This is a genomic window from Desulfosalsimonas sp. (genome assembly GCF_046483245.1).
Taxonomy (GTDB): Bacteria; Desulfobacterota; Desulfobacteria; order Desulfobacterales; family Desulfosalsimonadaceae; genus Desulfosalsimonas.
Window position 1 is genome coordinate 1 of the sequence record NZ_JAWODO010000071.1, and the last position, 25,399, is coordinate 25,399.

Annotated in this window: 21 protein-coding genes; 17 read left to right on the forward strand and 4 right to left on the reverse strand. The window is 54.1% G+C overall.

Annotated elements, in window-relative coordinates; translation table 11 throughout:
- Positions 1-103: 103 nt before the first annotated feature.
- From R6U41_RS06785 to R6U41_RS06800, 4 genes are all read right to left on the reverse strand, one after another.
- Entirely contained in the window at positions 104-850 is a 747-nt protein-coding gene (locus R6U41_RS06785; RefSeq protein ID WP_410269077.1) for a segregation and condensation protein A, read from the reverse strand.
- An 11-nt stretch (positions 851-861) separates the two neighbouring features.
- Positions 862-1,848: a tryptophan--tRNA ligase gene (gene trpS, locus R6U41_RS06790; RefSeq protein WP_410269078.1), complete on the reverse strand. Its 987-nt coding sequence runs from the start codon at positions 1,846-1,848 to the stop codon at positions 862-864.
- A 54-nt stretch (positions 1,849-1,902) separates the two neighbouring features.
- Positions 1,903-2,541, reverse strand: coding sequence for a site-2 protease family protein (locus tag R6U41_RS06795; protein ID WP_410269079.1), 639 nt, complete (start codon positions 2,539-2,541; stop codon positions 1,903-1,905).
- 61 nt (positions 2,542-2,602) lie between these two features.
- A complete protein-coding gene (locus R6U41_RS06800; protein ID WP_410269080.1) occupies positions 2,603-5,290 on the reverse strand; it encodes a CBS domain-containing protein in 2,688 nt (895 codons plus the stop codon).
- A gap of 201 nt (positions 5,291-5,491) precedes the next feature.
- On the opposite strand from R6U41_RS06800, the gene R6U41_RS06805 reads away from it, so the two are divergent.
- The 17 genes from R6U41_RS06805 to R6U41_RS06885 form a co-directional block, all read left to right on the forward strand.
- A complete protein-coding gene (locus tag R6U41_RS06805; protein WP_410269081.1) occupies positions 5,492-6,703 on the forward strand; it encodes a type II secretion system F family protein in 1,212 nt (403 codons plus the stop codon).
- Between the two features lie 9 nt (positions 6,704-6,712).
- The gene (locus R6U41_RS06810) at positions 6,713-8,044 is read left to right on the forward strand and encodes a two-component system sensor histidine kinase NtrB (protein WP_410269082.1); all 1,332 of its coding nucleotides are present in this window, start codon (positions 6,713-6,715) and stop codon (positions 8,042-8,044) included.
- 103 nt (positions 8,045-8,147) lie between these two features.
- Positions 8,148-9,647 (forward strand): lysine--tRNA ligase, encoded by a 1,500-nt coding sequence (gene lysS / locus R6U41_RS06815; RefSeq protein ID WP_410269083.1) that lies wholly within the window; start codon positions 8,148-8,150, stop codon positions 9,645-9,647.
- 56 nt (positions 9,648-9,703) lie between these two features.
- Positions 9,704-10,939 (forward strand): lipoprotein-releasing ABC transporter permease subunit, encoded by a 1,236-nt coding sequence (locus R6U41_RS06820; protein ID WP_410269084.1) that lies wholly within the window; start codon positions 9,704-9,706, stop codon positions 10,937-10,939.
- On the forward strand, positions 10,932-11,669 hold the full coding sequence (locus R6U41_RS06825) for an ABC transporter ATP-binding protein (protein WP_410269085.1): 738 nt from the start codon (positions 10,932-10,934) through the stop codon (positions 11,667-11,669). Before R6U41_RS06820 ends, R6U41_RS06825 begins: the two co-directional genes overlap by 8 nt.
- Positions 11,670-11,696: 27 nt before the next feature.
- Positions 11,697-13,952: an outer membrane protein assembly factor BamA gene (gene bamA / locus R6U41_RS06830; protein WP_410269086.1), complete on the forward strand. Its 2,256-nt coding sequence runs from the start codon at positions 11,697-11,699 to the stop codon at positions 13,950-13,952.
- A gap of 224 nt (positions 13,953-14,176) precedes the next feature.
- On the forward strand, positions 14,177-14,701 hold the full coding sequence (locus tag R6U41_RS06835) for an OmpH family outer membrane protein (protein WP_410269087.1): 525 nt from the start codon (positions 14,177-14,179) through the stop codon (positions 14,699-14,701).
- A gap of 57 nt (positions 14,702-14,758) precedes the next feature.
- Positions 14,759-15,829 carry a UDP-3-O-(3-hydroxymyristoyl)glucosamine N-acyltransferase gene (gene lpxD / locus R6U41_RS06840; RefSeq protein ID WP_410269088.1) on the forward strand — a complete coding sequence of 357 codons (1,071 nt, stop codon included), beginning with the start codon at positions 14,759-14,761 and terminating at the stop codon, positions 15,827-15,829.
- Between the two features lie 23 nt (positions 15,830-15,852).
- On the forward strand, positions 15,853-16,623 hold the full coding sequence (lpxA, locus tag R6U41_RS06845) for an acyl-ACP--UDP-N-acetylglucosamine O-acyltransferase (protein WP_410269089.1): 771 nt from the start codon (positions 15,853-15,855) through the stop codon (positions 16,621-16,623).
- A gap of 23 nt (positions 16,624-16,646) precedes the next feature.
- Positions 16,647-17,504, forward strand: a complete 858-nt coding sequence (locus R6U41_RS06850) for an LpxI family protein (protein WP_410269090.1) — start codon at positions 16,647-16,649, stop codon at positions 17,502-17,504.
- Positions 17,505-17,506: 2 nt separating this feature from the next.
- The gene (locus R6U41_RS06855; protein WP_410269091.1) at positions 17,507-18,481 is read left to right on the forward strand and encodes a Gfo/Idh/MocA family oxidoreductase; all 975 of its coding nucleotides are present in this window, start codon (positions 17,507-17,509) and stop codon (positions 18,479-18,481) included.
- Complete coding sequence (gene lpxB, locus R6U41_RS06860) at positions 18,478-19,674, forward strand: lipid-A-disaccharide synthase (protein WP_410269092.1); 1,197 nt, start codon at positions 18,478-18,480, stop codon at positions 19,672-19,674. The genes R6U41_RS06855 and lpxB overlap by 4 nt, the downstream gene beginning before the upstream one ends.
- A gap of 7 nt (positions 19,675-19,681) precedes the next feature.
- Complete coding sequence (locus R6U41_RS06865; RefSeq protein ID WP_410269093.1) at positions 19,682-21,475, forward strand: ABC transporter ATP-binding protein; 1,794 nt, start codon at positions 19,682-19,684, stop codon at positions 21,473-21,475.
- Between the two features lie 21 nt (positions 21,476-21,496).
- Positions 21,497-22,684, forward strand: a complete 1,188-nt coding sequence (gene lptF, locus R6U41_RS06870; RefSeq protein WP_410269094.1) for an LPS export ABC transporter permease LptF — start codon at positions 21,497-21,499, stop codon at positions 22,682-22,684.
- Complete coding sequence (gene lptG / locus R6U41_RS06875; RefSeq protein WP_410269095.1) at positions 22,681-23,778, forward strand: LPS export ABC transporter permease LptG; 1,098 nt, start codon at positions 22,681-22,683, stop codon at positions 23,776-23,778. Before lptF ends, lptG begins: the two co-directional genes overlap by 4 nt.
- On the forward strand, positions 23,779-24,954 hold the full coding sequence (gene lpxK, locus R6U41_RS06880; RefSeq protein WP_410269096.1) for a tetraacyldisaccharide 4'-kinase: 1,176 nt from the start codon (positions 23,779-23,781) through the stop codon (positions 24,952-24,954).
- On the forward strand, positions 24,951-25,399 hold a 449-nt coding region (locus R6U41_RS06885), incomplete at its 3' end, for a hypothetical protein (protein ID WP_410269097.1). The genes lpxK and R6U41_RS06885, both read left to right, overlap by 4 nt.

Sequence of the window (25,399 nt, forward strand, 5' to 3'; positions counted from 1 at the left end):
CGCCAGCCGGCAGGTGGCCCCCCACTTTATTCAGGCCGCTGAAAATGACGGTTATTCCCCGGAATTATGTACCTATGTAACCAATACCATGGGATACTGCCGGTTAGTAAAAGATAGAGGCGAAATCCCCGAAGAATCTGGAAAACAGCTTGAGTCCGCCGGCGGTTTCCTCCTGGGTGATACCCACGAGATTGAGCCGCACCACCTCCAGGATGGCCAGAAATGTTGCAATGATTTCGCCTTTGTCGGCGCATTTGGCCGCCAGATCGGAGAATGTCACGCTTTTTTGGGTTTCCAGCAGATCCAGAATATTGGTCATCTTTTCTTTCACGGAAATTTTTTCCGGGGTTATGGAAAAATCCGGGTCCCCGGCCATCTGTTCTGACAATGCCTGGTAGGCCCCAAGCAGGTCATACAGACTGGCTTCCACCGGCATGTGTTCGGCATTGCCGTCATGGACCAGGGGCTCGGCGGGCCGGGCAAACACATGCTCGCCCAGGATGTTGCGCTCTGCCAGCTTTCCGGCCAGGGATTTGATGCGCATGTATTCGGCCAGGGGGCCGGCAATGGCATCCCTTGGATCCTCGGATTCCTCCTGGTCGGATTCCTGCGCCGGCAGCAGCATCCGGGATTTGATCTGGGCCAGGGTGGCGGCCATGACCAGAAAGTCGGCGGCCACATCGATTTCCATGTCCTGCATCCACCGGATATAGGACAAAAACTGGTCCGTGATCAGGGCGATGGGAATGTCATAGATGTCCACCTGGTTTTTTTTGATCAGGTGGACCAGCAGGTCCATGGGCCCTTCAAAAACGTTTTCCAACCTGACTTGGTATCCGGCGTTTGTCATGGACCCGCCGATCAGATCCGTACCGCGTCTCTGACCTCGGCAAGGGTTTTTGCCGCCACCTGCCGGGCCTTGTCTGAACCTTCGGCCATGACCTGTTCCACCTGGCCGGTGTGGTTGTTGTAATACTCGATCTTGTCCCGGATCGGGGCCAGATATGCCACCAGGTGTTCGGCCATTTTCTTTTTGCATTCCACGCAGCCGATTTTTGCGTTGCGGCAGTCCGGGTCCACCTGTGCCACAAGATCCGGCGGCGAATAGAGCTGATGGAAGGTAAACACGTTGCACACAGACGGGTCCCCCGGATCCGTGCGCTTGATCCGCTGGGGGTCGGTAATCATCTGGCTGACTTTTTTCCTGATCTGTTTAGGGGAATCAGACAGGAAGATGGCGTTGTTGTAGCTTTTGCTCATCTTGCGCCGGTCAGTACCCAAAATCTTGCTGATTTCCGTGAGAATGGTGTCGGGCTCCGGAAACACCCGGCCGTAGAGATGGTTGAATCGTCTGGCGATCTCCCGGGTCAGCTCGATGTGCGGGGCTTGGTCAATGCCCACGGGTACGCCCTCGGCCTTGTAGATAATGATGTCTGCGGCCTGCAGCACCGGATATCCCAGAAATCCGAATGTGGAGAGATCCTTGTTCTGCAGGGCGTCAATCTGCTCCTTGTAAGTGGGGTTTCGCTCCAGCCAGGGTACCGGTGTGATCATGGACAGGAGCAGAAAAAGCTCGGCATGCTCCTTGATCCGGGACTGAACGAACAATACGCTCTTTTCCGGGTCCAGGCCCGCGGCCAGCCAGTCAATCATCATGTTGCGGGTATATTTTTTGATATTGCCCGGGTTTTCATAGTCGCTTGTCAGCGCATGCCAGTCGGCAATAAAAAAGAAGCAGTCATAATCGGGCTGCATGTTGATCCAGTTCTGCAGGGCCCCGTGCAGGTTGCCCAGATGCAGGGCGCCGGTTGGGCGCATCCCGCTGACAATTCGTTTTTTTTCCGTCATGTGCTTGCTCTCCGTATGGTATTGCCTGTACTTGCCTTATAAAAGTTCACGAAATCAGCCGCCGGTAAAAAAGCGCACCAGTGGACTGATCACCGCTGTAATCAGAAAATCAAGGGACCGGGTCATCAGCAGCACCAGCAGAATCAGGACACCGAATGTGCCGATTTGTTCATATTTCTGCCGGGCCCCCGGGGGCAGCAGTGCTGACAGGATATGGCTGCCGTCTAAGGGCGGAATCGGCAGAAGATTAAACACCCCGAGCACCACGCTGATAACGCAGAAGCCGTAGATCAGCCTTGCGGCCAGCAAAAAAATCGTTGAATCTGCTGCAAATGGAGCAATTATCTGGTAGACAAGACCTGCGGCCAGCGCGCACGCAAAATTCACCGCCACCCCGGCTGCGGAAACCACAATGGTACCCAGTTTGGGATCCTGCAGATTGCGAAAATTCACCGGAACCGGCTTGGCGTATCCAAATATGGCCGGTGATCCGGAAAAAATCAGCAAACCCGGTAAAATCAGCGATCCAAACGGATCCAGGTGCCGGACCGGGTTGAGACTGAGCCGGCCGGCAAGTTTGGCCGTGGGATCACCAAACATCCATGCCGCATAACCGTGGGCGACCTCATGGAGGGTGACGGCCATGAGCAGCGGGATGATCAGTATCAATGCCTGTATAATTTTTTCTTCCACTCCGGGTCCTTGTTTGTTTTTGGTGGGTAAGCCCGCCGGTGCCCGGCCCGAAAAAACCGGCTTACCCGGCAGTTTCCCGGCCATCAATCAGGCGGCGGGCAAGTTCCAGTTCGTCCTGCCGGGTTTGGAGCCGCCCATCGAGCTTTTCCCGCAGCAACGTCCGCAGAATCCGGCCGAACAAAGGCGAGGGGGAAAGCCCCATTTTCTGCAAATCTCTACCCTTAACCGAAATGCGAACATCTTTCAAGTCTGTGACGTAAAAAGAAATGGCTTTGCGCACATCATCCCGGCTGGTCACGGTCATCATGTAAAGGATCAGTTCCATGCGCAGCCCGTTTAATTCTTCATAGAGCCGGCTGTTTTTATCCGGCAATCCCTGGCTGAGCCGGCACAGGCAGGTTTCAGCCTCGGCCCGCTCCTGGATGAAAATTTTTTCATGCCTGGGCGCCAGCTCAAAATGCCGGCAGATGGCCAGGGCCTTTTCCTGATCTGCATGCCGGATCAGAACCAGAAAAAAGACGATCCACTGGCGGCATTCTTCCTGCCTGTAGAGCAGGACATACCAGGACAAGACGTTTCGGGCTGAATCCAGCATTTGCCGGAGGGGTTTGTTCATCCGGATGGAGGGATCGATGACTTTGAGCAGATCGAAGTCCTCCAGGCGCACCAGGGCCGGGATCGGATTTTGCTCTTCTAGGATGTGACGGAGTTCGGAAAACACTCTGCGGCCGGACAACCGCTTGAAAAAATCCATTTTCACCGCATTGTGAATCAGTCCGGCGGTAAGTTTGCCAATTGTGAAATCAAAGCGCTTTTCAAACCGGATGGCTCGAAAAACACGGGTGGGATCTTCCACAAAGCTCAAATTGTGAAGGATGCGGATGGCCTTTTCCTTCATGTCCCGCATGCCCCCGAAAAAGTCAATGAGCCGGCCGAATTTCTCCGGGTTGAGAAAAATGGCCAGGGTATTGATGGTAAAATCCCTTCGGAACAAATCCAGCTTGATGGAGCTCATCTCAACTGTCGGAAGGGCGGCCGGAAATTTGTAGTATTCCATCCGGGCCGAGGCCACATCGATTTTAAAGCCGTCTGCAAAGATGATCACAGCGGTGCCGAACTTGTCGTATGCGTTTACCCGCGCGCCTTCCTTTCTGGCAAAGGCCCTGGCAAACTCGATGCCGTTTCCTTCAATGACAATGTCGATATCCTCATTGTGTCGGTACAAAAACAGGTCGCGCACGAAGCCGCCCACCACGTATGCGGAAAATCCATGGGCGTCTGCCACCCGGCCGATGCGGCGGAGCATGCCGAGGATATCGTCGTTGAGCCGTTCCCTGAGAAATCCGGAGACGGTTTTGGTCTTGGGCTGGCGGGATTCGGCCGGAGGCTCAGCGGAATGGCTGGCCTGCTGCTGCTGGTTATGATAAATCAGGGTGTTGAGCAGATCCGTGCGGGTGATGGCGCCGATTGCATGCCCGTTGTCGACCACCGGCAGGATTCGCTGCTTGTTTTCAATGATTTTTTCCTGGACCTCGGAAATGTCGGCATCAGGCGCCACCACGGCAAATTCAGTTGTCATGTACTCTTTGATGGGAATTTCGTCAAGGTGGTGGTACAGCGCTTTTTCAATCACCTGCCGGGTGATGAATCCGGTCAGGCCCTGTTTTCTGTCTTCCGGTCCCAGCACCAGAAGCGCGTTGATGTTGTAGCGCGACAGCAGCTGGCGGGCCTTTTCGCAGGAGATGTCATGCGGCGCGGTAATGGCGGGAGTCGACATAATGTCTTTTGCCTGTTGGGTGGATCGGACATGGGTTTTTAACAAGTCAATAATCCGGTTTTCCACCTGGGCCAGGGTTTTGTTTTTTATGGAGGCGGCTGCCGCAAAGCTGTGTCCCCCGCCGCCGATTTCCCGGATGATGGCGCCAACGTCAACATCCGGGGTCCGGCTGCGGGCGGCGATATAGATTTTGTTTTTCATCAGCGCAATGGCGAAAACTGCGCTGAGATTTTCAATGCGGAGCATCTTCTGGACCAGAAAGGCCAGGTCGTGAATGTATTCGTCCCTGGAAACCGTTGTGATCACGACATCCTTGCCGTTGATCGGGTAGTGGGTGGCCGCCCGGAACATGTCGTTTAACAGGGCGATCTGTTCGGAATCCATCTCCTTTGCAATCAGGTCGGATATGGTTGTCAGGCTGGCGCCTTTGCCGAGCAGAAACGCGGCTGCCGCGAAGTCGTCCTGGGTGGTGGATGGATAGGTAAATGCCCCGGTGTCCTCATAGATGCCAAGGCACATCACGGTTGCTTCATCCGGGCTGATGCCGATATTCTTTTCGCGGATCAAATCAACGAGCATGGTGACATTGGCGCCGGTGGACCTGTGAATCTCAAAGTCGGCCGGGATATCATTTTCCAGCTGGGGATGATGATCATATACATGGATTTCAATGCCGGGGCGGTTGAGCAGTTCTTCAAGCTCGCCGATGCGGCCGGCCTGCTTGGTGTCTACAATCACCAGCCGGCCCACCTGTGCCGGCTGGATCTGCCGGTAATCGGCCATTTGAAACAAGTAGGCCATGGTGCTGACAAAGAAATTTTTCATGTTTTTTTCATGAAACCCCGGAAATACGACCACCGAGTCCGGATACAGCTTCTGGGCGGCCAGCATGGATGCCACAGCATCAAAATCGGCATTGGTGTGGGTGGTAATCAGGGTGAGCAGATCGGATCGGTTTTCTGTATTTGTCACGTTCCCTGCCTGTGTCCAAGACAGCGGCCAATTGCCGCGGATTGATATAAATGTTTGTTTTTTAGTCTTTATTATGATAATCACTGTTTTTCAACCGTAAAAGTAAAATTGGCGTATTATGCCACAAGCGTGATCCAGCGCCAGGCTTACCTGAGTCAAATGAGACATATTTCCTGAACCAAGCAGTCAAGGGGGAAACACATGCCTGTTTTTCAATGGGAGGGCAAGGACCGCAACAATCAGGTCCGCAAGGGGGAGATCGAGGCGGCCACTGAAAAGGAAGTCCGGGCAAGGCTTGGGCGGCAGCGCATTGTGCCGACCAAGGTGAAAAAAAAGCCAAAAGATCTTTTGGAAAACATCTCTTTTCTCCAGCCCAAGGTCAAGCAGCAGGATATCATTATTTTCTGCCGTCAGTTTTCCACCATGGTCGATGCCGGCCTGCCCATTATCCAGTGCCTGGACATCCTTCAGTCCCAGCAGGAAAATCCGACATTTAAAAAAATGTTAAAAGATATCAAGGAGTCGGTGGAAGGGGGCCAGACCCTGGCCGATTCCCTGAAAAAGTATCCCAACCACTTTGACTCTTTGTTTGTCAACATGGTGGCCGCAGGCGAGGCCGGCGGTATCCTGGATGTGATTTTGCGTCGGCTGTCGGTTTACATGGAAAAGGCCGCCCGCCTCAAAGCCCAGGTCAAGGGGGCCATGACATACCCGATTGTTACCCTGATTATCGCCGTTTTGGTGGTGGCAGTGATTCTGGTGTTTGTGATTCCCGTGTTTGAGGAAATGTTTGCCAGTTTCGGCCAGGGTCTGCCCGCACCCACTCAGGTGGTCATCGCAATGAGCGAATTTGTCCAAAGCAAGATCTGGTGGATTATCGGCGGGATTGTGCTGGCGATATTCGCCTTCCGGCGGTTTTATAAAACCGAGAAAGGCCGGGCCATGATCGATGAGTTGACCCTGCGCCTGCCGGTGGTGGGCATTTTGATCCGAAAAGTGGCAGTCGCCAAGTTTACCCGGACCATGGGGACCATGCTGGCCAGTGGCGTGGCCATTCTGGAAGCCCTGGACATCGTGGCCAAGACCGCTGGCAACAAAAGCATTGAGACCGCTGTTTATAAGGTCCGCACCGGCATTGCCGAGGGACAGACCATTGCCGACCCCCTGGCTGAAACCGGGGTGTTTCCGCCCATGGTCTGCCAGATGATCGCGGTGGGTGAATCCACGGGTGCAATTGACGCCATGATGGAGAAAATTGCCGATTTTTATGAAGAGGAGGTGGATCAGGCGGTTGAGAACCTCACCTCAATGATTGAGCCGTTTATGCTGGTGTTTCTCGGTGTTGTGGTCGGCGGGCTGGTGGTATCCATGTACCTGCCCATATTCAAAATGGCCGGGGCCATTTCCGGATAGCCCGTTTCAATGACTGCCATCGGCACCAAGGCCGAACAGGACCTGTACCGTAAGCTCAGATGGCTGATTTTTTTCCGGGGCCTGTTTGCGTTGGTGATGCTGGGAACGGCATTTGCCGCAGCCGCCAGGCCGGCAATGCGCCTTGGCTTGGCGACCGGCTCCCTGGATTGGCTCATGCTGCTCAGCATGGGGCTGTTGTTGCTTTCTGCAGGCTATCTGCTGGTTTTGCCCCGGCTCAGAAGCCTGGTTTTGTTTGCCTACCTTCAGATAGGCGCAGACACGGTTGCGGTCAGCCTGATCATATTGATCACCGGCGGATTTTCAAGTATTTTTGCGTTTATGTATCTGGTGGTCATTGTTTATGCCACCATGGTCATCTACCGACGCGGCGGAATGGTGACGGCCACGCTTTGCGCCATCCAGTACGGGATTCTCATCGACCTTGAGTACTACGGCCTGCTCCGTCCTCTGGGCGATGACGCCCAGTTTCTGATTGACAATTATGACTGGCCTTATGTGATCTACAAGCTGCTGTTTACCATCGCAGCCTGTTATGCCGTGGCCTTTTTGAGCGGATTTCTCTCTGAGCAGGAAAAAACGGCCAAGCGGGATCTGTGGGCCATGGAAGACCAAATGAAACGGGTGGAGCGTCTTGCCGCAGTGGGGGAGATGGCCGCCGGCCTGGCCCACGAGATTAAAAACCCCCTGGCCTCCCTGAGCGGTTCGATTCAGCTGCTGCGCGATCAGCTCCCTTATGACCCGGCCCAGGAGCGGCTCATGCAGATTGCGCTGCGGGAAGCCGACCGTCTTTCGACACTGGTTACCAATTTTCTGATGTTTTCCCGGCCCGGGCCGGGAAAGGCGGAAGTCATTGATCTGGATCGGGCCGTCTCCGAAATCGCCACCCTGTTTAAGTCCAATCCCGGCCACAGAGCCAGCATTGACGTGCGTATGGATTTGTCAAAAGGTCTGTTTGTGCGCATAGACCCGGAGCACTTCAAGCAGGTGGTGTGGAATCTGCTCAATAATGCCGCAGAATCCATTGAGGGCCGCGGGGTGATCGAAATCCGGCTTTACCCTTGCCGGAAGAATCAGGCCTGCATTGATATTTCCGATACCGGCAGTGGCATTGCCCCGGACATGCTCGCCCGGGTTTTTGACCCGTTTGTTTCAACCAAATCCCGGGGCACCGGGCTGGGGTTGTCCATTGTCCAGCAGCTTATCAATGCATACGGGGGGTTGGTGCATATTGAAAGTACACTTGGTGCCGGCACTGCTGTGACCCTTCGCCTTCCGACGCATCAGCCGGCAGCCCCGGCCCCGGGGACGGCTGCAGGCTGACCAGCGGTCGCCTACGCTTTGTGCCGCGTCCGGCAAAACCCTTGACACCAATTGGTAAATGGGATAGCAAGCCCCTTAATCATTTAAATAAACGGGAGCATTTATGGCGCAGAATCAGGCAACGGATATCATTGCAAAGCGAAGGGAAAAAATCCAGGCCCTCAAGGATGCCGGGGTGGAGCTGTTTCCCAACGATTTTGCTGTTACTCATACAGTGGCCGATATTTTAAAAAGCGTGGCTGACAAGAATGAGGACCTGACAGGCGGAAAGACCGTGGTGCGGGCAGCCGGACGCATGATGGCGGTCAACCGGTTTGGCAAATCCGCATTTATCCGCTTTCGGGACCGCACTGGCCAGATGCAGGCCTATATCCGCCAGGACCAGGTGGGTGAGCAGGCTTATGCTTTTTTCAAAAAGATGGATATTGGCGATTTTATCGGTCTGCAGGGAAGCCTTTTTGCCACCAAGACCGGGGAGTGGACACTGCTGGCAGAGCAATTTGAATTGCTGGCCAAGTCTTATCGTCCCCTGCCGGAAAAATTCCATGGTTTAAAGGATCCGGAAAAACGGTACCGTCAGCGGTACCTGGATCTGATTATGAACCCGGAGGTGCGCGACGTATTTGTCAAGCGCAGCCGCCTGATCCGGGAAATCCGGGATTTTTTGACGCAAAGGGATTTTTTGGAAGTGGAAACGCCCATGATGCAGCCCATTGCCGGCGGGGCTGACGCCCGGCCGTTTAAGACCCATCACAATGCCCTGGACATGGATCTTTACCTGCGCATCGCACCGGAGCTTTATCTGAAACGTCTCGTGGTGGGCGGATTTGAACGGGTGTTTGAGATCAACCGCAATTTCAGAAACGAGGGCGTTTCCACCCAGCACAACCCGGAATTTACCATGCTGGAATTCTACCAGGCCCATGCCACCTACCAAGATCTCATGGTGCTCACCGAGCAGATGTTTGAGGCCGCGACCAGGGCGGTTGCCGGAGCCACAAAAGTGCCTTGCCAGGGCCGGGAGATCGAGTTTGCCGGCCCCTACCAGCGTCTGGATCTTTTGGATGCCCTGACTTCCGTGGGGGGTGTGGATCCGGCGCTGCTGTCGGACAAGGCCGGGCTCATGGCTTTTGCCAAAGACAATGAAATCGCCCTGGACCGGCGTCCGGGCGGGAATATCAGTATGGGAAAGCTGATCACAAAGGTGTTTGATCACCTGGTTGAACCCAATCTGATCCAGCCGACTTTTATTACCGGATACCCGGTGGAGGTCTCGCCGTTGTCCCGGCGAAGCGCCCGCAATCCGGAGATAACCGAGCGCTTTGAACTTTTTATTGCCGGCAGAGAGATCGCCAATGGTTTTTCGGAATTAAATGATCCGGTGGATCAGAAAGCCCGTTTTGTCAGCCAGGTGGAAAGCCGGGAACTCGAGGATCACGAGGCCCGTGTGGATGAAGATTATATTCTGGCGCTGGAATACGGTATGCCGCCCACAGCCGGAGAAGGGGTGGGCATTGACCGTTTGGCCATGCTGTTGACCGATTCGGCCTCCATCCGGGATGTGATTCTTTTTCCGCATCTGAAGTTCGCAGATACCCGATAGTCAAGTGCGGATTGCAGACAGCGGGCACCAAAAAAGCACGGCCTTTTGGAATTCAAATGAAGTTTGAGTATTTTATCGGAAGCCGGTATTTGAAGTCCCGGCAAAAAACGGGATTTATATCCTTTATCACCGTGCTCTCCATTGCAGGGGTCACGGTGGGGGTTATGGCTCTGGTGATTGTCATTGCCGTGATGACCGGTGCGGAATCCTATTTCAAGACCAAGATCCTGGGTGTGGAGCCCCATGTTGTTCTGCATCATCACGAGGGCTCCATACCGGAATACGCTTCGGTGATTGACCGCTTGGAAGCAAGCGGTCTGACGGAATCGGTGATGCCCTATGCCGAAACCCAAGTTATGCTCCGTTCGGGTTCGGGCATGTCGGGTGCGGTTTTGCGGGGCCTGAACCCGGAAGCCAGAGGATCTCACATCATCGGCCTTTCCCGGAAGGAATTAAAGGAAAAATTGTCCCCCGGCCAAAGCCGGGACAGCAATACAGAAACCCCGCCCCTGGTCCTTGGCAAAAATCTGGCCCGGAGTCTGGGCGTGAATTCCGGAGATGTCATCTATCTGATATCGTCGCGGGGCATGATGACCCCGGCCGGACACATGCCGTCAATGAAACGGTTTTTGGTCAAGGGGGTTTTTGAATCCGGATTTTACGAATATGACGCATCCCTGGCTTATACGCACCTGGAGGCCACCCAGGGATTGCTGCGCATCGGCGATGCGGTCACCGGTATCGGCATCCGGGTCGACGATATTTACAAGGCCGACCAGATCGCTGAAAAAATTCAGAAAAATCTGGGATTTCCATATTGGACCATGGACTGGATGGAAATGAACCGCAATTTTTTTTCAGCCCTGAAACTGGAAAAAACCGTCATGTTTATCATTCTGACCCTGATTATTCTCGTGGCCGCCTTTAACATTGCATCCACCCTGATCATGATGGTGATGAGCAAAACCCGCGACATTGCCATTTTAAAGGCCATGGGCGCAACAGACAGAAGCATTCGCAAAATATTTGTCTTCAATGGCCTGGTCATCGGCGCAATCGGCACGGCCCTGGGCACGGCCCTGGGTCTGACGGGCTGTTTTCTGCTCCAGCATTACCAGTTTGTTCAGCTGCCCGGGGATGTGTATTATTTCACCACCCTGCCCGTGGAGGTACGCTGGACAGATGTGGCCATCATTGTTTCCGCGGCCTTGGGCATCTGTTTGGGCGCAACTTTGTATCCGGCCGGAAAAGCTTCCCGGTTAAACCCGGTGGAGGCATTGCGCCATGGCTGACACAGATGTTTCAAAAACCGGTCCCGGCGGCAATAAAGCAACGGCGCCAACCGGCCCCCTGCTGGAAGTTTCCGGGCTGTGCAAGCGCTTTACGGACAAGAACAGCAGCATCGAGGTTTTAAATGATCTGTCCCTGAGTCTTGATCCCGGCAGTACCATGGCTGTGGTGGGGGAATCCGGGGTGGGCAAGTCAACCCTGCTCCATGTGCTGGGCGCCCTGGAGCCGCCGGATCAGGGGCGGGTGTATTATCAGGGCGCAGATGTCTTTGAGTTAAGCAATTCAGAACTTGCGGCATTCCGAAATGCCCGGATCGGATTTGTATTTCAGTTTCACTACCTGCTTTCCGGATTCACCGGTATGGAGAATGTGATGATGCCGGGCTTGATCGCCGGCATGCAGAAGAAGGAGATTCGCGATAAAGCCGAGGCCATACTGGTGCGGGTGGGTCTGCAGGACCGGCTCGGACATCGGGTCGGCGATTTGTCCGGCGGTGAACAACAGCGCGTGGCACTGGCCCGGGCCCTGGTGTTAAACCCGGATATTCTGCTGGCCGACGAACCCACCGGCAACCTGGACCGGAAAAACAGTGCTCAGGTGCATGAATTTCTGGTGGAGTTAAACCGGGAAATGGGAATGGCCATGATTGTTGTCACGCACAGCGCCGCACTTGCAGAAATGATGCAGCGCAGAATGCAGATTGTCAGCGGCAGGCTTGAGTCAATCGAATAAGCCGGAAAAAAACGGGATAATAAAACCATGCGAACAGGAATCTGGACAGCGGTTGTTGTGATTGGCCTTTTGACGGCCATGATTGTACCGGCGGAAGCAGAGACAGTGGTACAGCAGGTGAAAGTCGAGGGAAATCAGCGAATTGAAGATGATGCCATACTCAGGGCCATCAGCACCCAGGCGGGTGACGCTTATGATGAAAGCAGGCTCTCCGAGGATATGGAGGCCATTTATCGCATGGGATATTTCGATGATGTGCGTGTGGCTGCAGAGCAGCAGGAAGACGGCAATGTTGTCGTTTTTACCGTCAAGGAAAAACCCACCCTTCGAAACATCACCCTGTCGGGAAACCGTTTTTTCGATGACGAGGAAATCCGTGAACAGATAGATATTTCCACCGGGGCCATCCTCAACATCTATCGGATCAAGCGCAATATCGAGGCGATTGAGGCCTTTTACGAGGAAAAAAATTACCACAACGCGCAGGTGGATTACAAAATTCAGGAGCTTGACCACAATCAGGCCGACCTGGAGTTTGTCATCGAGGAGGGCAAAAAGGTTCGGATCAGGGAGATCCGTATCGAGGGCAACCAGGAGTACTCGGACAAGGAGCTGAAAAAAATCATGAAGACTTCGGAGAAGGGCTTTTTTTCCTGGCTGACTTCTTCCGGGGATCTGGATATGCAAAAGCTTGAGCAGGATACCGCACGCCTTGAGGCTCATTACCAGAACAACGGCTATGCCCGGGCCCGGGTTGGGGAACCGGTGGTAAAATACGAGGGCGACTGGATTTACGTGACCATGAAAATCCATGAAGGCCCCAGATTTAAGGTCGGGGAAGTCAGTTTTGAAGGTGACTTGCTCATACCGACCGAAGAACTTGCCCAAAGCGTCTCCATTGATCAGGAGCAGTATTACAACCGCCAGGTGCTGCAAAACGACGTGGTCCGTCTCACTGATATCTATGCTGATGAAGGCTATGCCCGGGCTGATGTGCGGCCTGGCATGAACCCCCGTTCGGAAGAAAATGTCATGGATATCGTTTTCCGGATGCAGAAAAATGAACCGGTATATTTTGAGAAAATTATCATTGAGGGCAACACCAAAACCCGGGACAAGGTCATCCGCCGGGAGCTGGAGGTTCACGAACAGGAAAAATACAGCGCAAGCGATTTAAAACGCTCTGTGCGCAATCTTCATCGCCTGGATTATTTCGAGGATGTCAATGTTCAGACCCTTGAGGGTTCATCTGAAGACCAGATGCTGTTAAACATTGACGTTACGGAAAAAGCCACTGGCAGTTTCAGCTTCGGGGCGGGCTACAGCGCCATTGACAAGCTCTACGTCATGGGATCGATTTCCGAGCGCAATTTTCTGGGCAAGGGCCAGAGAATTGAACTGCAGTTGCAGACCGGAAGCGAATCCCAGCACTTCCGGCTTCAGTTCACCGAGCCATGGCTTTTTGATATCCCCTTGTCCGCCACGGCAGAGGCGTATAACTGGGAGCGCGACTATGATGATTATGAGCTGGACAGCAAGGGCGGCCGACTCCGCTTCGGTTACCCCCTTTATGACGATGTGCGGGGCTATCTGTCCTATGCATATGATGTCAGCGAAGTCGATGAAATCCTGGATGAATTCCGGGACACCCTCGAAGAGGGCCGGTATACCCAGAGCAGTGTTACTGCCAGTATTGTTTATGATTCGCGCGACCGGACCATCAATCCCACCGAAGGGGCCAGACATTTGTTCAGTGTTGAATACGCAGGCCTGGGCGGAAATGTGGGATTTGTCAAATCCACGGCCGAGGCGGGCAAATATTTCCCCCTGTTTTGGGATACCGTGGGTTTTCTCCATGCCGAGGGGGGTTATGTAAAGGAAACCGGCGGCAAGCTGCTGCCTGATTATGAAAAATTTTACCTGGGCGGGATCAATTCCCTGCGCGGGTTTGATTGGCGGGATGTCAGCGCTTTTGACGAGAATGGCAACCGGATCGGCGGTGAGAAGTTTGTGCAGTTCAACGTGGAATTTATATTTCCCCTGCTAAAAGATGCGGGTTTAACAGGAGTGCTGTTTTATGATACAGGTAATGTGTATGGCGAGGATGAATCCGTGGATTTGGGCGAATTGCGCGAAAGCGCGGGCTTCGGAGTCCGGTGGTATTCCCCGATGGGACCCATCCGTCTGGAGCGCGGTTATGTGCTTGACCGGCGGAAAAATGAGCAGGGCGAATATATAGAAGACTCCGGGCGCTGGGAGTTTTCCATGGGAGGGGCATTCTAGATGGTTCAATGTTCAATGTTGATGGCACCGTAAAAAGTCTGATTTCAGATGGTGCCGTAAAAAGTTCAAGGTCAAGGCTTGCGCAATTTTGAAGAATGCAGCGTACTTAGCCGTACGTGAAATTCTGAGAAATTGCGCGTAACGCAGATATTGGACTTTTTACGGCGCCATCAATGTTAACGTGTTGATGATTGTGAATGGATATAAGAATTAAAGGGGGATCAATGAAGGCAATACAAATATTTGCAATTTCGATGCTGGCGTGTCTGTTTCTTGCCGCCGGACCGGCAGGTGCGGCAGATGTGGCCAAAATCGGAGTGATTGACTTTCAGAAGGTGATCAGCGAATCTGAAGCCGGCCAGAAGGTCCAGGAAGAGATCCAGAAAAAGGGCCGTCAGATGGAATCCGAACTTCAGGAGATGGCAAAGGAAATCGAGGAACTCGACAAGCAGCTGTCCCGGGACGCGATGGTGATGAGCAAGGAAAAACGCCAGCAAAAACAGCGGGAACTGGAGATTAAAAAATATGATCTCCAGTCCAGGCAAAGAGAATATGAAAACGAGTTCCGGCAGATGCAGTCCGAAAGGGTGGGAGAGCTTCGCGACGATATCATGGAACTGGCCGAGCAAATCGGGAAAAAGGAAGGCTATCTGCTTATTATTGAAAAAAATGCGGCGGTTTATTATCCCAGCGCAATTGACATGACCGATGAGATTATCCGCAAATACAATGAGCGCAATCCTGCATAAAAAAAGCCGCTGTCGCCCGGCGGCCGCAGGTTTGCCCCGTCTGCGGAGAACCGGCAGATGAGTCCTCTGACCCTTGCAGAGCTGGCGGATCTCATCTCAGCCCGCCCCGAGGATATTTACGGCGATGCCGGCGCCACGGTCACATGCGCTGTGCCATTTGACCAGGCAGGTCCCGGGGCTGTGACCTTTGCAGATAACGCCCGGCTGTGCAGCCGGGTCAAAGACAGCCGTGCGGGTGCGGTGATCGTGCCGCGCAGTTTTTCCGGGACGGCTTCGGCAAACCTGATTTTATCGGACAATCCCAGGCTCGCCTTTGCCCGGATTATGCAGTATTTTTATCCGCAAACGCCTTCCTTTTCAGGTATCAGCCAAAAGGCCGCCATCGGGGCCGATTTTGTTGCCGGCCGGGATACGGCTGTGGCGCCCCTTGCCTTTATCGGCAACAAGGTGACCCTCGGCGAGCGCGTGGTGATCCACCCAAACGTGTTTATCGGAGATGGGGTCTGTATCGGCGATGATACGCATATCCAGGCCAATGTGTCGATCCTGGAAAATTGCGTGCTCGGCAGCCGGGTGATTGTAGGGGCGGCATCGGTGATCGGGGCGGATGGATTCGGCTATACCCCTGATGAAAAGGGGCGGCACGTGAAAATCCCGCAGACCGGAATTGTTCAGATCGATGATGATGTGGAACTCGGTGCGGCCAATACCATTGACCGGGCCACATTCGGCCGGACATGGATCCGGCAGGGAGTCAAGACGGACAATCATGTGCATATCGGCCATAACGTCACAATCGGCGAGCATACCATCATTGTGGCCCTGGTGGGAATCGCCGGAAGTACCAAGGTGGGCAGAAACGTCATTGTGGCAGGGCAGGCCGGTATTGGCGGGCATTTGACAATCGGCGACAAGGCGGTAATCGGTCCCCAGGCCGGTGTTGCCAGGGATGTGGCGCCCGGGAAAACCGTTTCCGGCACCCCGGAAATGCCCCACAGCCAGTGGCTGCGGGTCCAGCAGGTCCTGGGGCGGCTGCCGGAGATGAAAAGGCAGGTCACAGCAATGCAGCGTCGCCTGGAAAGCCTGGAAAAAGCAATGGCCGGCAATGAAACCGAAGATAACAATTAGTCAAACCCGGAGTTGTGGAAAATATGATTCATCCCACTGCAATTATTGATCCTGAAGCAGAAATCGACGAAGATGTAGAAATCGGTCCTTATTCGATTATCCGGGCCAATGTTTCCATTGCCTCAGGAACATGGATCGGTTCTCATGTGACCATTGATTCGTATGTGGACATCGGTTCGGACTGCCAGGTTTACCAGTATGCCTCAATCGGGGCCGTTCCCCAGGCCATCCGGTTCAAAGGGGAGCAGACCTATCTGAAAATCGGACGCAACACCATTATAAGGGAATTTGTCACTTTAAACCGGGGCACGCAATTCGGCGGGGGAGTGACGCGTATCGGGGAGGACAATTTCTTAATGGCCTACACCCACGTGGCCCATGACTGCATTACCGGCAGAGGCGTGATCATGGCCAATAACGCCACTCTTGCCGGCCACGTGATTGTCGGCGATCACGTGACCATTGGCGGTCTTGTGGCGGTTCACCAGTTCGTCCGCCTTGGCGAGTATTCCTATATCGGCGGCAAATCCGCCGTGGTCAAGGATATCCCGCCTTATTTGATTGCAGCAGGTGACCGGGCAAACCTTCACGGGTTAAACAAGGTGGGGCTCCAGCGCCATCAGTTCTCGGAGCACTGCATTGCGCAGCTCAAAAAAGCCTACCGCATTATTTTCCGTATCGGGCTGACTGTCAACGAGGCTGTGGAGCGCGTGCTGGCCGAGGTGGAAAATACGCCGGAAGTGCTTAATCTGGTTGATTTCATACGCAATACTCAACGGGGGATCACCCGGTAAGGCAATCAAACGGAAAAAATTTTATGACACCGGCGGAAAAACGGATTGGACTGATCGCTGGCAGCGGCCCCTTTCCGATTCTGTTTGCAAAAAAGGCCGCCGCCCGGGGCTACGAAGTTTTTGCAGCTGCCTACCACCATGAGACCGACCCGGCACTTGCCGGATCTGTGGCAGCCATGGAAGTCCTGCATCTGGGCCAGGTGGGCCGTTTAACCCGTTTTTTTCGCAAACACGGGGTGCAGTCAGCGGTCATGGTGGGAGCCATCCAAAAACCGCGGGCCGTCTCTGAAATCCGTCCCGACATCAAGGCCCTTTCCCTGCTGGCGGCCGTGCGCAAAGACACCCATGATGACAGGCTTTTGCGGGCCTTTGCCAGGTTTCTGGAAAAGGAGGGCGTCATTGTCCGGCCATCGACCTTTCTGTTGCCTGAACTGCTGGCCCGCCCCGGATGCTGGACCCGGAAAAAGCCATCCAAAAAAGAGCGCAGCGACATCATCCTGGGCTGGCAAAAGGCCAAGGCCATTGGCGCTTTGGATATCGGTCAGTGCGTTGTTGTGGAAAATGGTTCAGTGCTGGCTGTGGAGGCCATAGACGGGACCGATGCCACAATCCAAAGGGGAGGCGGGTTGGGACGGGGCAATGCTGTTGTGGTCAAGGTCTGCAAGCCAATCCAGGATTTTCGTTTTGACGTGCCGGCAGTCGGCGCCCGGACCATTGAAACCATGCGTGAATGCGGGGCCCGGGTGTTGATAGTGGAAGCCGGCCGCTCGGTTGTGTTTGACAGGGAGGAAATGGTAGAATTGGCGGATCAATACGGGATATCCATCGAAGCCCTTGCGGATATGCAGGAACAATCCCAAAAAAACAAGGCTGAACAATAAAAATGAACCCGGACAAAAAAATCCGCGCCGCAGTTGTGGGCGTTGGTTATCTTGGCAAGTTTCATGCGGAGAAATACGGCAACCATCCCGATGTTACCCTTGCCGGCGTTGTGGATACGGATCCTGCCCAGGCGCAAACAGTGGCCGATAAAGCCGACACCCGGGCGTTTGCCGACTACCGGCAGCTTTTCGGTCAGGTGGATGCTGTCAGCATTGCCGTGCCCACGCATCTGCACTATGAAATTGCCAAAGATTTTTTAATCCAGGGTGTTGATGTGCTCATTGAAAAGCCCATCACCCGCACGGTGGCAGAAGCTGACGAACTCATTGCCCTTGCTGAAAAAAAAGGGTGCATTATCCAGGTGGGGCATCTGGAACGGTTCAATCCTGCGGTGGTGGCCGTGCGCAATCAGGTGGTGCGCCCCTTGTTTTTCCAGTGCGAGCGGCTCAGCCTTTACCAGCCCAGGGGCACGGACGTCAGCGTTGTCCATGATCTGATGATTCATGACATTGACCTGATTTTTAATTTTGTCAAAGCGGATATCCGCTATTGTCACGCCCTGGGCGCATCCGTGGTCACCGATCAGGTCGATATCGCCCATGCCCATATTGAATTTGACAACAACGCTGTGGCCAATGTCACCGCAAGCCGGATTGCCAACAAAAATGAGCGAAAAATCCGGATTTTCCAGCCGGACGGCTATTTTTCCATTGATTTTGCCAATCGCGCCATCACCCATATCCGGCCCGGCTCCGGTGAAGAGCAGTGCCCGGTGCCCGGCATGATGATGGAGCAGCACTCCTTTGCCGCAGCCGATGCCCTGGCCGATGAAATCAGCTCTTTTGTGGATGTCGTGGCCCGGCGGGGTGAACCCGAGGTCTCAGGCCGAATGGGCCGGGATGCGCTGAAAGTGGCCGTGGACATAACTGCTCAGATAAATGAGGCCATGGCCCGGGTCAGGGGATCGGGTTCATGAAAACACAAGATTTGCCAGGAAAACAGGTCATGATTATCGCCGGTGAGACCTCGGGGGATCATCACGGGGCCCGGCTGGTGGCCGAGATGGCAAAAAAGGATCCGGACCTGCATTTCTGCGGTATCGGCGGCCCGCAGATGCAGGCCGCCGGCGTGGAAATCCTCGTGGATGCCGGGCAGCTTTCGGTGGTGGGCATTACCGAGGTGTTTTCCGCGCTGCCCGTGGTGCTTCGCGAAGCCGGGCGCGTCAAGCGGGAGATGCTGCGGCGGAGGCCGGATCTTTTGATCTTGATCGATTTTCCCGATTTTAACCTGCACATGGCCGGCTTTGCCAAAAAGCACGGCATAAAGGTGTTTTATTACATCAGTCCGCAGATCTGGGCATGGCGGCGTTCCAGGGTCAAAAAAATCAAGCGCCTGGTGGATCACATGGCTGTGATTCTTCCCTTTGAAGTCGATTTTTATCGGGCTTGGCAGGTTCCTGTAACCTTTGTGGGCCATCCGCTTCTGGATCATTATGGGCAGAAGCATTGGCAAGAACCGGCCAATAACTCCCGGCAGGAGTCGGCACCCGAAGCCGCCACAGTCGTGGGTCTACTTGCCGGCTCCCGCAAAAGCGAAATTCGGCGAAATTTACCCGTTATGCTTGCTGCAGCAGGCAGGCTGGCAGAAGACCTCCCAGGTGTTGAATTCATTGTCTCGGTTGCCCCGGGGATTGATCCCCTGTGGCTGGAAGACTGGATACAGCCCTGGCGGGATCGGATTGATATGAAGCTGCAATCCGGCGAAATTTCGGGGATATTGGAGCAATGCACACTGGTGGTGGCCGTCTCGGGAACAGTCACCCTGGAAGCCGCTATTTTCGGGGTCCCGATGGTAATCATGTACCGGATTTCCAATTTAAGCTACATGCTGGGTAAAATGCTGGTGAAAGTCGATCATATCGGTCTTGCCAACATTATTGCCGGCCAGCGGGTGGTTCCCGAGTTGATTCAGCAGGATGCCAATCCGGGAACAATTGCCCGCACCGTGCGGGACTTGCTTTCGGACAGGGCCGCGCTTTTGGCTCTGCGCCGCCGGCTCAAAACCGTGCGCGCCATGCTGGGAGAGCCCGGGGCGTCGGAAAAGGCGGCAAACATTGCCCTTTCTCTGATTTATCGCAACACGGAGGCAACGCCGGCCGGAAGGGTTTAAATTCTTTATGACACCCCCCATTATTTCCAAAGTGCCCCTGCGCAGCCGGCACCGTCGGCTGCTGGGATATATCCGGGGAAGCTGGCCCCAACTGGCCCTGGCCATGGTCTGCATGCTTGTGGTTGCGGGAACCACTTCAGCCACGGCGTTTCTCGTCAAGCCCATGCTCGATGATATCTTCATGGAAAAAAATGAGACCATGCTGATGATCATCCCCATTGCCCTGGTCGTGCTTTACCTGCTGCGGGCCGCGGCCATGTACGGCCAGGAATTTCTAATGCACTACGTGGGCGAAAGCATCATTCGCCAGTTGCGGGACAGTCTTTACGACAAGATATCCGATCTGCCCCTGACGTTTTTTCAAAAGGAAAAAACCGGGGTGCTGATGAGCCGGATCACCAATGACGTCAATATTATCAAGGCCATGGTATCCAACGCGGTCACCGGCGCGTTAAGAGACGTGTTTACCATTTTCGGCCTGATCTTTGTGATTTTCTACCAAAGCTGGAAGCTTGCCCTGATTGCGCTTATCGTTTTGCCCGTGGCCTTTTTTCCCATTGCCGAATTCGGCCGCCGGATCCGGCGGTTTAGTACCAGGAGCCAGGAATCCATGGCGGATTTGAACTCTTTTTTGCACGAAACCTTTGCGGGCAACAAGATCGTCAAGGCTTTTGGCATGGAAGCCGAGGAGAAAGCCCGGTTTTTTGAGAAAAATCGAACGCTTTTTCGCTACGAGGTCAAAACGTTCCGGACCAAGGCGCTGACCTCGCCGGTCATGGAGGTTTTAGGCGGCATCGGTGTGGCCGTGGTGATCTGGTATGGCGGATACGCGGTGATCAATGGGCAAATGACCCCGGGCACGTTTTTTTCCTTTATGACCGCGTTGATGCTGTTATACGCCCCTGTAAAAAAACTGACCCGGTTAAACAATGCCGTGCAGCAGGGACTGGCTGCCGCTGATCGGATATTTGACGTCCTGGAGACTGAATTGGACATCACGGACCCGCGAGAGCCCGTTGCCCTGTCGGAACCGCCTCACAGGGTGGCCTTTGAAAACGTGTCATTCGGCTATAGCCCGGATGAAACCGTTTTAAAAGACATTTGCCTGGAGGTCCGGCCTGGTGAGCGCCTGGGAATAGTTGGCACCAGCGGCGGGGGAAAAACCTCCCTGGTCAACCTGATTCCGCGGTTTTATGATGTCACGGCCGGCAGCGTGAAAATCGACGGTATTGATATCCGCCAGGTGTCTGTGGCAGATCTGCGCAGCCGCATTGGCGTGGTCACTCAGGAACCGATTTTGTTTAACGACACCCTTTGCCGAAACATTGCTTATGGCAGCTCTGAGGCCACTGCGGCGCAAATTTGGGAGGCGGCCAAAGCCGCCTATATAGCCGATTTTATAAACAAGCTGCCAAAGGCGATGGATACGGTGATCGGGGAACTGGGAAACCGGCTTTCAGGGGGGGAAAAGCAGCGCATATGCATTGCCCGGGCCCTTTTAAAGGACGCGCCGATATTGATTCTTGACGAGGCCACCTCGGCCCTGGATTCAGAGGCGGAACAACTGGTACAGAAAGCCCTGGAAAATCTCATGCAGGGACGCACCTCTTTTGTGATCGCCCACCGGCTGTCAACAATCGTGGGTGCAGACCGCATCATCGTGCTTTCCGGCGGCCGGATCGCGGAGCAGGGTACGCATGCAGATTTGTTGAAGCAAAAGGGAGAATATTATCGTTTGTATTATCAGCAGTTTTCCGACCCGGTTGACAGAGCCGGGCAAAAAAGCCCCGCATCCCGGTAAATACACGGAATCCATCATCCCATGAAGCCAAACACCCTTGTCAACCGGTATATTCTCAAGGAACTGATCCCGCCCTTTGTGATCAATCTCGTTTTTTTCATGTTTATTTTTCTGATGAGCGAGATTCTTGACATCACTGACATGATTGTCAATTACCAGGTGAATCTGTCCGTGTTTTTCTTGATGATTCTCTATTCCATGCCTTACTTTCTTGTCTATATCATTCCCATGTCCGTGATGATGAGCATCCTTCTGACTTTTTTACGGATGTCGGCCGACAATGAGATTGTTGCCCTCAAGGCCGGCGGGGTCAGCCTCTATGGCCTGATTCCCCCGGTGCTGGTGTTTGCGGTTTTCGGTTTTCTGATTACCGTGGCCATGGCCGGCTGGGGCATGCCCTGGGGCAAGTCCGCTTATGAAAAAACAGCCATGGAAGTGGTGCGCTCCAATTTCAATATCGGGATGAGCGAAGGCCGTTTTAACGACGATTTTGCGGGCCTGACCTTTTATGTCAACAATGTGGATATGAAGACCCGTGAACTCAATGATGTGTTGATCCAGGACAGCCGGCAAAGCCAGACCAGCAGTACCATCATCGCCCCCAGGGGGGATCTGCTGAAGGGAAATGATGACTATACATTTGTGATCCGCCTTTATGACGGCGTCATCAGCCAGGTTGAACCCGGGCGTGGCGAGGCGCATGCCACGAATTTCACGACATATGATATTCGGCTGGATATCGCCGGGTCCGGGACGGATATGGGATCAAGGCACAAGGATGAAAAGGAAATGCGTTTTTCCGAACTGCGCGAGTATATAAAAACTGCGGAAAACCGGAATAAACGTTATTATTCCATTCTTCTGGAACTGCACCGGAAATTTTCCATTCCTTTTGCCTGCATTTCCATGGGGCTTCTGGCCCTGCCGCTGGGGGTCATGTCCGTGTCGGCAAGGAAGTCAGCGGGCCTGGGCATGGGCCTGCTCTGCTTTCTGCTTTATTATCTGCTTTTGTCAGCCGGCACAGTGCTTGGTGAAAGTGGCTGGTTTCACCCGGCGATAGGTTTATGGGCGCCAAACGGGATCATGGGAGTCCTGGGGCTTTATATGCTGGTGAAGACGGCAAAAGATGAGCCGGTTGGCCTGCTGTCCGGGTTTGCTTTCACAGTCGGCCGCATCCGTGGATATTTGTCGGGCAGGGGAAAGCCATGAGCATTATCCATCGATATATTACCGCCGCTTTTGTGCGATATTTCTCCATGGTCCTTGTCATGGTGGTGGCCATTTACCTGTCAGTGGATTTTCTGGGGCGGATTGACAACTTCATTGAAGATCAGGTTCCGGTGGGGAAGATCGCGCTTTTTTTCCTGCTCAAAATCCCCTTGATCGTATCCCAGATTACTCCCGTGGGGGTGTTGCTGACAGTATTGATCATCTTCGGCCTGATGAACAAAAACAATGAAATCATTGCTTTGAAAAGCAGCGGCATCAGCGTGTTTTACCTTTTGGTGCCGGTTGCGGCCATGGGTGCGCTGGTATCGGTGATCTTGTTTATGTTCTCTGAGGTGGTGGTGCCCATCAGTGTTTCAGAAGCCAACCAGATCGCCGAAGCCAGCGATGAGACACCCCGCACAGTGCCCCGGGAAAATATCTGGATCCGCTCAGCGCAAAACATTGTGCATGTGAAATATTATCGTCCTGCGGATGAAATGTTTTCCGGGATGACCATTTACTTTCTGGACCGGGAATTTAATCTGGTGCGCCGGATAGATGCTTTGTCTGCTCAGTATCATCAGGGCCGCTGGGAACTGACGGGCTGCATGGAACAATCTTTTAGAGGTGGTGCGGCCAATGGCGGGGACTCTGAGCCCAAAGGCCCGTCGCAGGTCCGGCAGTACGATCAAAAGCAGTTGGATCTGGCGGTTTCCCCGGAAGATTTCAGAAGGGTGGCCCGGGAGTCCGGGGAAATGAATTTTATCGCTTTGGGCCGGTATCTTCAAAAGGCCGAGTCCGATGGCTATGACGCTACCCGTTACCGGGTGGACTTTCATGCCAAGACAGCTTTCCCCCTTGTATGCCTGGTTATGAGTTTGATGGGGGCCGCTGTTGCCCTGGGGGGCACGACCCGTGATGGCATGGCAGTGAGTTTTGCATATGGCATTATCATTGCCTTTGTATACTGGTCGGTTTATAGTTTCTGTTTGTCTCTGGGTTATGGCGGAATGCTGCCGGCGTGGCTTGCGCCCTGGTGTGCCAACGCAATGTTTGGCCTGGCCGCGGCTGTGATGTTGTTGAACCTGGAGTAGATGCGAGCAACTGAAAAGAACATGTTTAAAAGATTAAAATACAAGGCCGGTGTTGTGAGAACCGATCACCGTCACAGCAATCCGTCTGCGCTGAGCCGGTTGCTTTATGCGGCGTCAAGGATTTACGGCGGGGCTGTGGCACTTCGCAACAGCGGGTTTGACAAGGGGGTTTTATCGGTTCGCCGTCTGCCCTGTCCGGTTGTGTCCATTGGCAATATCACCGCCGGGGGTACGGGCAAAACCCCCATGGCCCTGTACATGGCCCGGCTGATACGGCAGATGGGCTACCGGCCCGCTGTGATCAGCCGGGGATACCGGGGTAAGGCGGAAAAAGCCGGAGCTGTTGTCACTGATGGATATCATTTGTTGGCCGATTGTGCCACAGCCGGAGACGAGCCATTTATGATGGCCAGTGTCTTAAAGGGAGTGCCGGTACTGGTGGGCCGGAACCGGTTTCAAAGCAGTATGCGGGCAGTGGCGGCTTTTGATTCGGATGTGATTATTTTAGATGACGCTTTCCAGCATCGGCGGCTGCACCGGGACCTGGATCTGGTGCTGCTTGATGCCGCCCATCCACTGGGAAACGGGCATGTGCTGCCCCGGGGGAGTCTCAGGGAGCCGGCATCCGGGCTTAAGCGAGCAGATGCCGTGATTTTAACCCGCAGCCAAAGCCGGGAGGCCCGGGAAAGTCTGCCGCAGAAGATTTCCGGGCATGTCCCTGTGTTCCGTGCCGACCATGTGCCGTTTTTGTCCGGTATTTATGGGCAGGCCGATTTTCTGGAGGAAAAGGGAATTTCAGACCACGGAGATCCCGGGGATTTGTCTTTTCTGGGTGCCGTCCGGGTTTTTGCTTTTTCCGGAATCGCACGAAACCAGGAGTTTTTAAACATGCTCTCGGGATATGTTGGTTCATTGACGGGTTTTGCAGAATATCCGGATCATTATTGCTATTCCAGCAGGGATCTGGGCAAAATTGAACAAAAGGCCATATCTGAGTCCGCAGACTGCCTGATGACCACGGAAAAGGATTATGTACGCATTGCCGGCCGGTTGCCCGCAGGCCTTCCCCTGGTGGTAATGGGTGTGGAAATGCGGTTTTTAAACAATGACGAGTTCGGGTTTGTTGCGCTGCTGCGTCGTAAACTGCTGGAAATAAAAGTGGAAACCAGATCATGAAGCAGCGAAATTCTATATTTGAAACAGATGAGCACCAGTTGGAATTGTTGTCAAAAGGCAGATGGGCAAATGCGGATTTGTTTTGCTTTTCTGTGCGGGGCAGCAAATGGGTGGTCAAGGATTTTTCCGGATGCCCGCCGCTGGTATCCGCAACCTGGGGACGGTGGATGGTAATGCGCGAATACCGCGCCCTGGTCCGTCTCCAGGGCATTGACGGCATACCGGAAAAGCCGTTTCTCCGCGATGGCCAAGCCCTGGGATATCGGTACGTGAACGGTACAACCCTTCGCCGTGTGCGGACCGAGGAGATTCCGTCCAATTTTTTCCCGGACCTGGAACACCTGGTCCGCCGGATGCACCAGCGCAAAATGGTGCATCTCGACATCCGGAACCGGCGAAATATCATGCTCCGTTCAGACGGCAGGCCGGCGCTGCTTGATTTTCA

Coding starts and splice junctions, on each gene's coding strand:
- lpxA (WP_410269089.1), top strand. CDS start 15,853: ATGATTCATCCCACTGCAATTATTGATCCTGAAGCAGAAATCGACGAA.
- lptG (WP_410269095.1), top strand. CDS start 22,681: ATGAGCATTATCCATCGATATATTACCGCCGCTTTTGTGCGATATTTC.
- R6U41_RS06810 (WP_410269082.1), top strand. CDS start 6,713: ATGACTGCCATCGGCACCAAGGCCGAACAGGACCTGTACCGTAAGCTC.
- R6U41_RS06820 (WP_410269084.1), top strand. CDS start 9,704: ATGAAGTTTGAGTATTTTATCGGAAGCCGGTATTTGAAGTCCCGGCAA.
- lysS (WP_410269083.1), top strand. CDS start 8,148: ATGGCGCAGAATCAGGCAACGGATATCATTGCAAAGCGAAGGGAAAAA.
- R6U41_RS06805 (WP_410269081.1), top strand. CDS start 5,492: ATGCCTGTTTTTCAATGGGAGGGCAAGGACCGCAACAATCAGGTCCGC.
- R6U41_RS06825 (WP_410269085.1), top strand. CDS start 10,932: ATGGCTGACACAGATGTTTCAAAAACCGGTCCCGGCGGCAATAAAGCA.
- R6U41_RS06835 (WP_410269087.1), top strand. CDS start 14,177: ATGAAGGCAATACAAATATTTGCAATTTCGATGCTGGCGTGTCTGTTT.
- lpxK (WP_410269096.1), top strand. CDS start 23,779: ATGCGAGCAACTGAAAAGAACATGTTTAAAAGATTAAAATACAAGGCC.
- R6U41_RS06865 (WP_410269093.1), top strand. CDS start 19,682: ATGACACCCCCCATTATTTCCAAAGTGCCCCTGCGCAGCCGGCACCGT.
- bamA (WP_410269086.1), top strand. CDS start 11,697: ATGCGAACAGGAATCTGGACAGCGGTTGTTGTGATTGGCCTTTTGACG.
- trpS (WP_410269078.1), bottom strand. CDS start 1,848: ATGACGGAAAAAAAACGAATTGTCAGCGGGATGCGCCCAACCGGCGCC.
- R6U41_RS06855 (WP_410269091.1), top strand. CDS start 17,507: ATGAACCCGGACAAAAAAATCCGCGCCGCAGTTGTGGGCGTTGGTTAT.
- lpxD (WP_410269088.1), top strand. CDS start 14,759: ATGAGTCCTCTGACCCTTGCAGAGCTGGCGGATCTCATCTCAGCCCGC.
- R6U41_RS06785 (WP_410269077.1), bottom strand. CDS start 850: ATGACAAACGCCGGATACCAAGTCAGGTTGGAAAACGTTTTTGAAGGG.
- lptF (WP_410269094.1), top strand. CDS start 21,497: ATGAAGCCAAACACCCTTGTCAACCGGTATATTCTCAAGGAACTGATC.
- lpxB (WP_410269092.1), top strand. CDS start 18,478: ATGAAAACACAAGATTTGCCAGGAAAACAGGTCATGATTATCGCCGGT.
- R6U41_RS06850 (WP_410269090.1), top strand. CDS start 16,647: ATGACACCGGCGGAAAAACGGATTGGACTGATCGCTGGCAGCGGCCCC.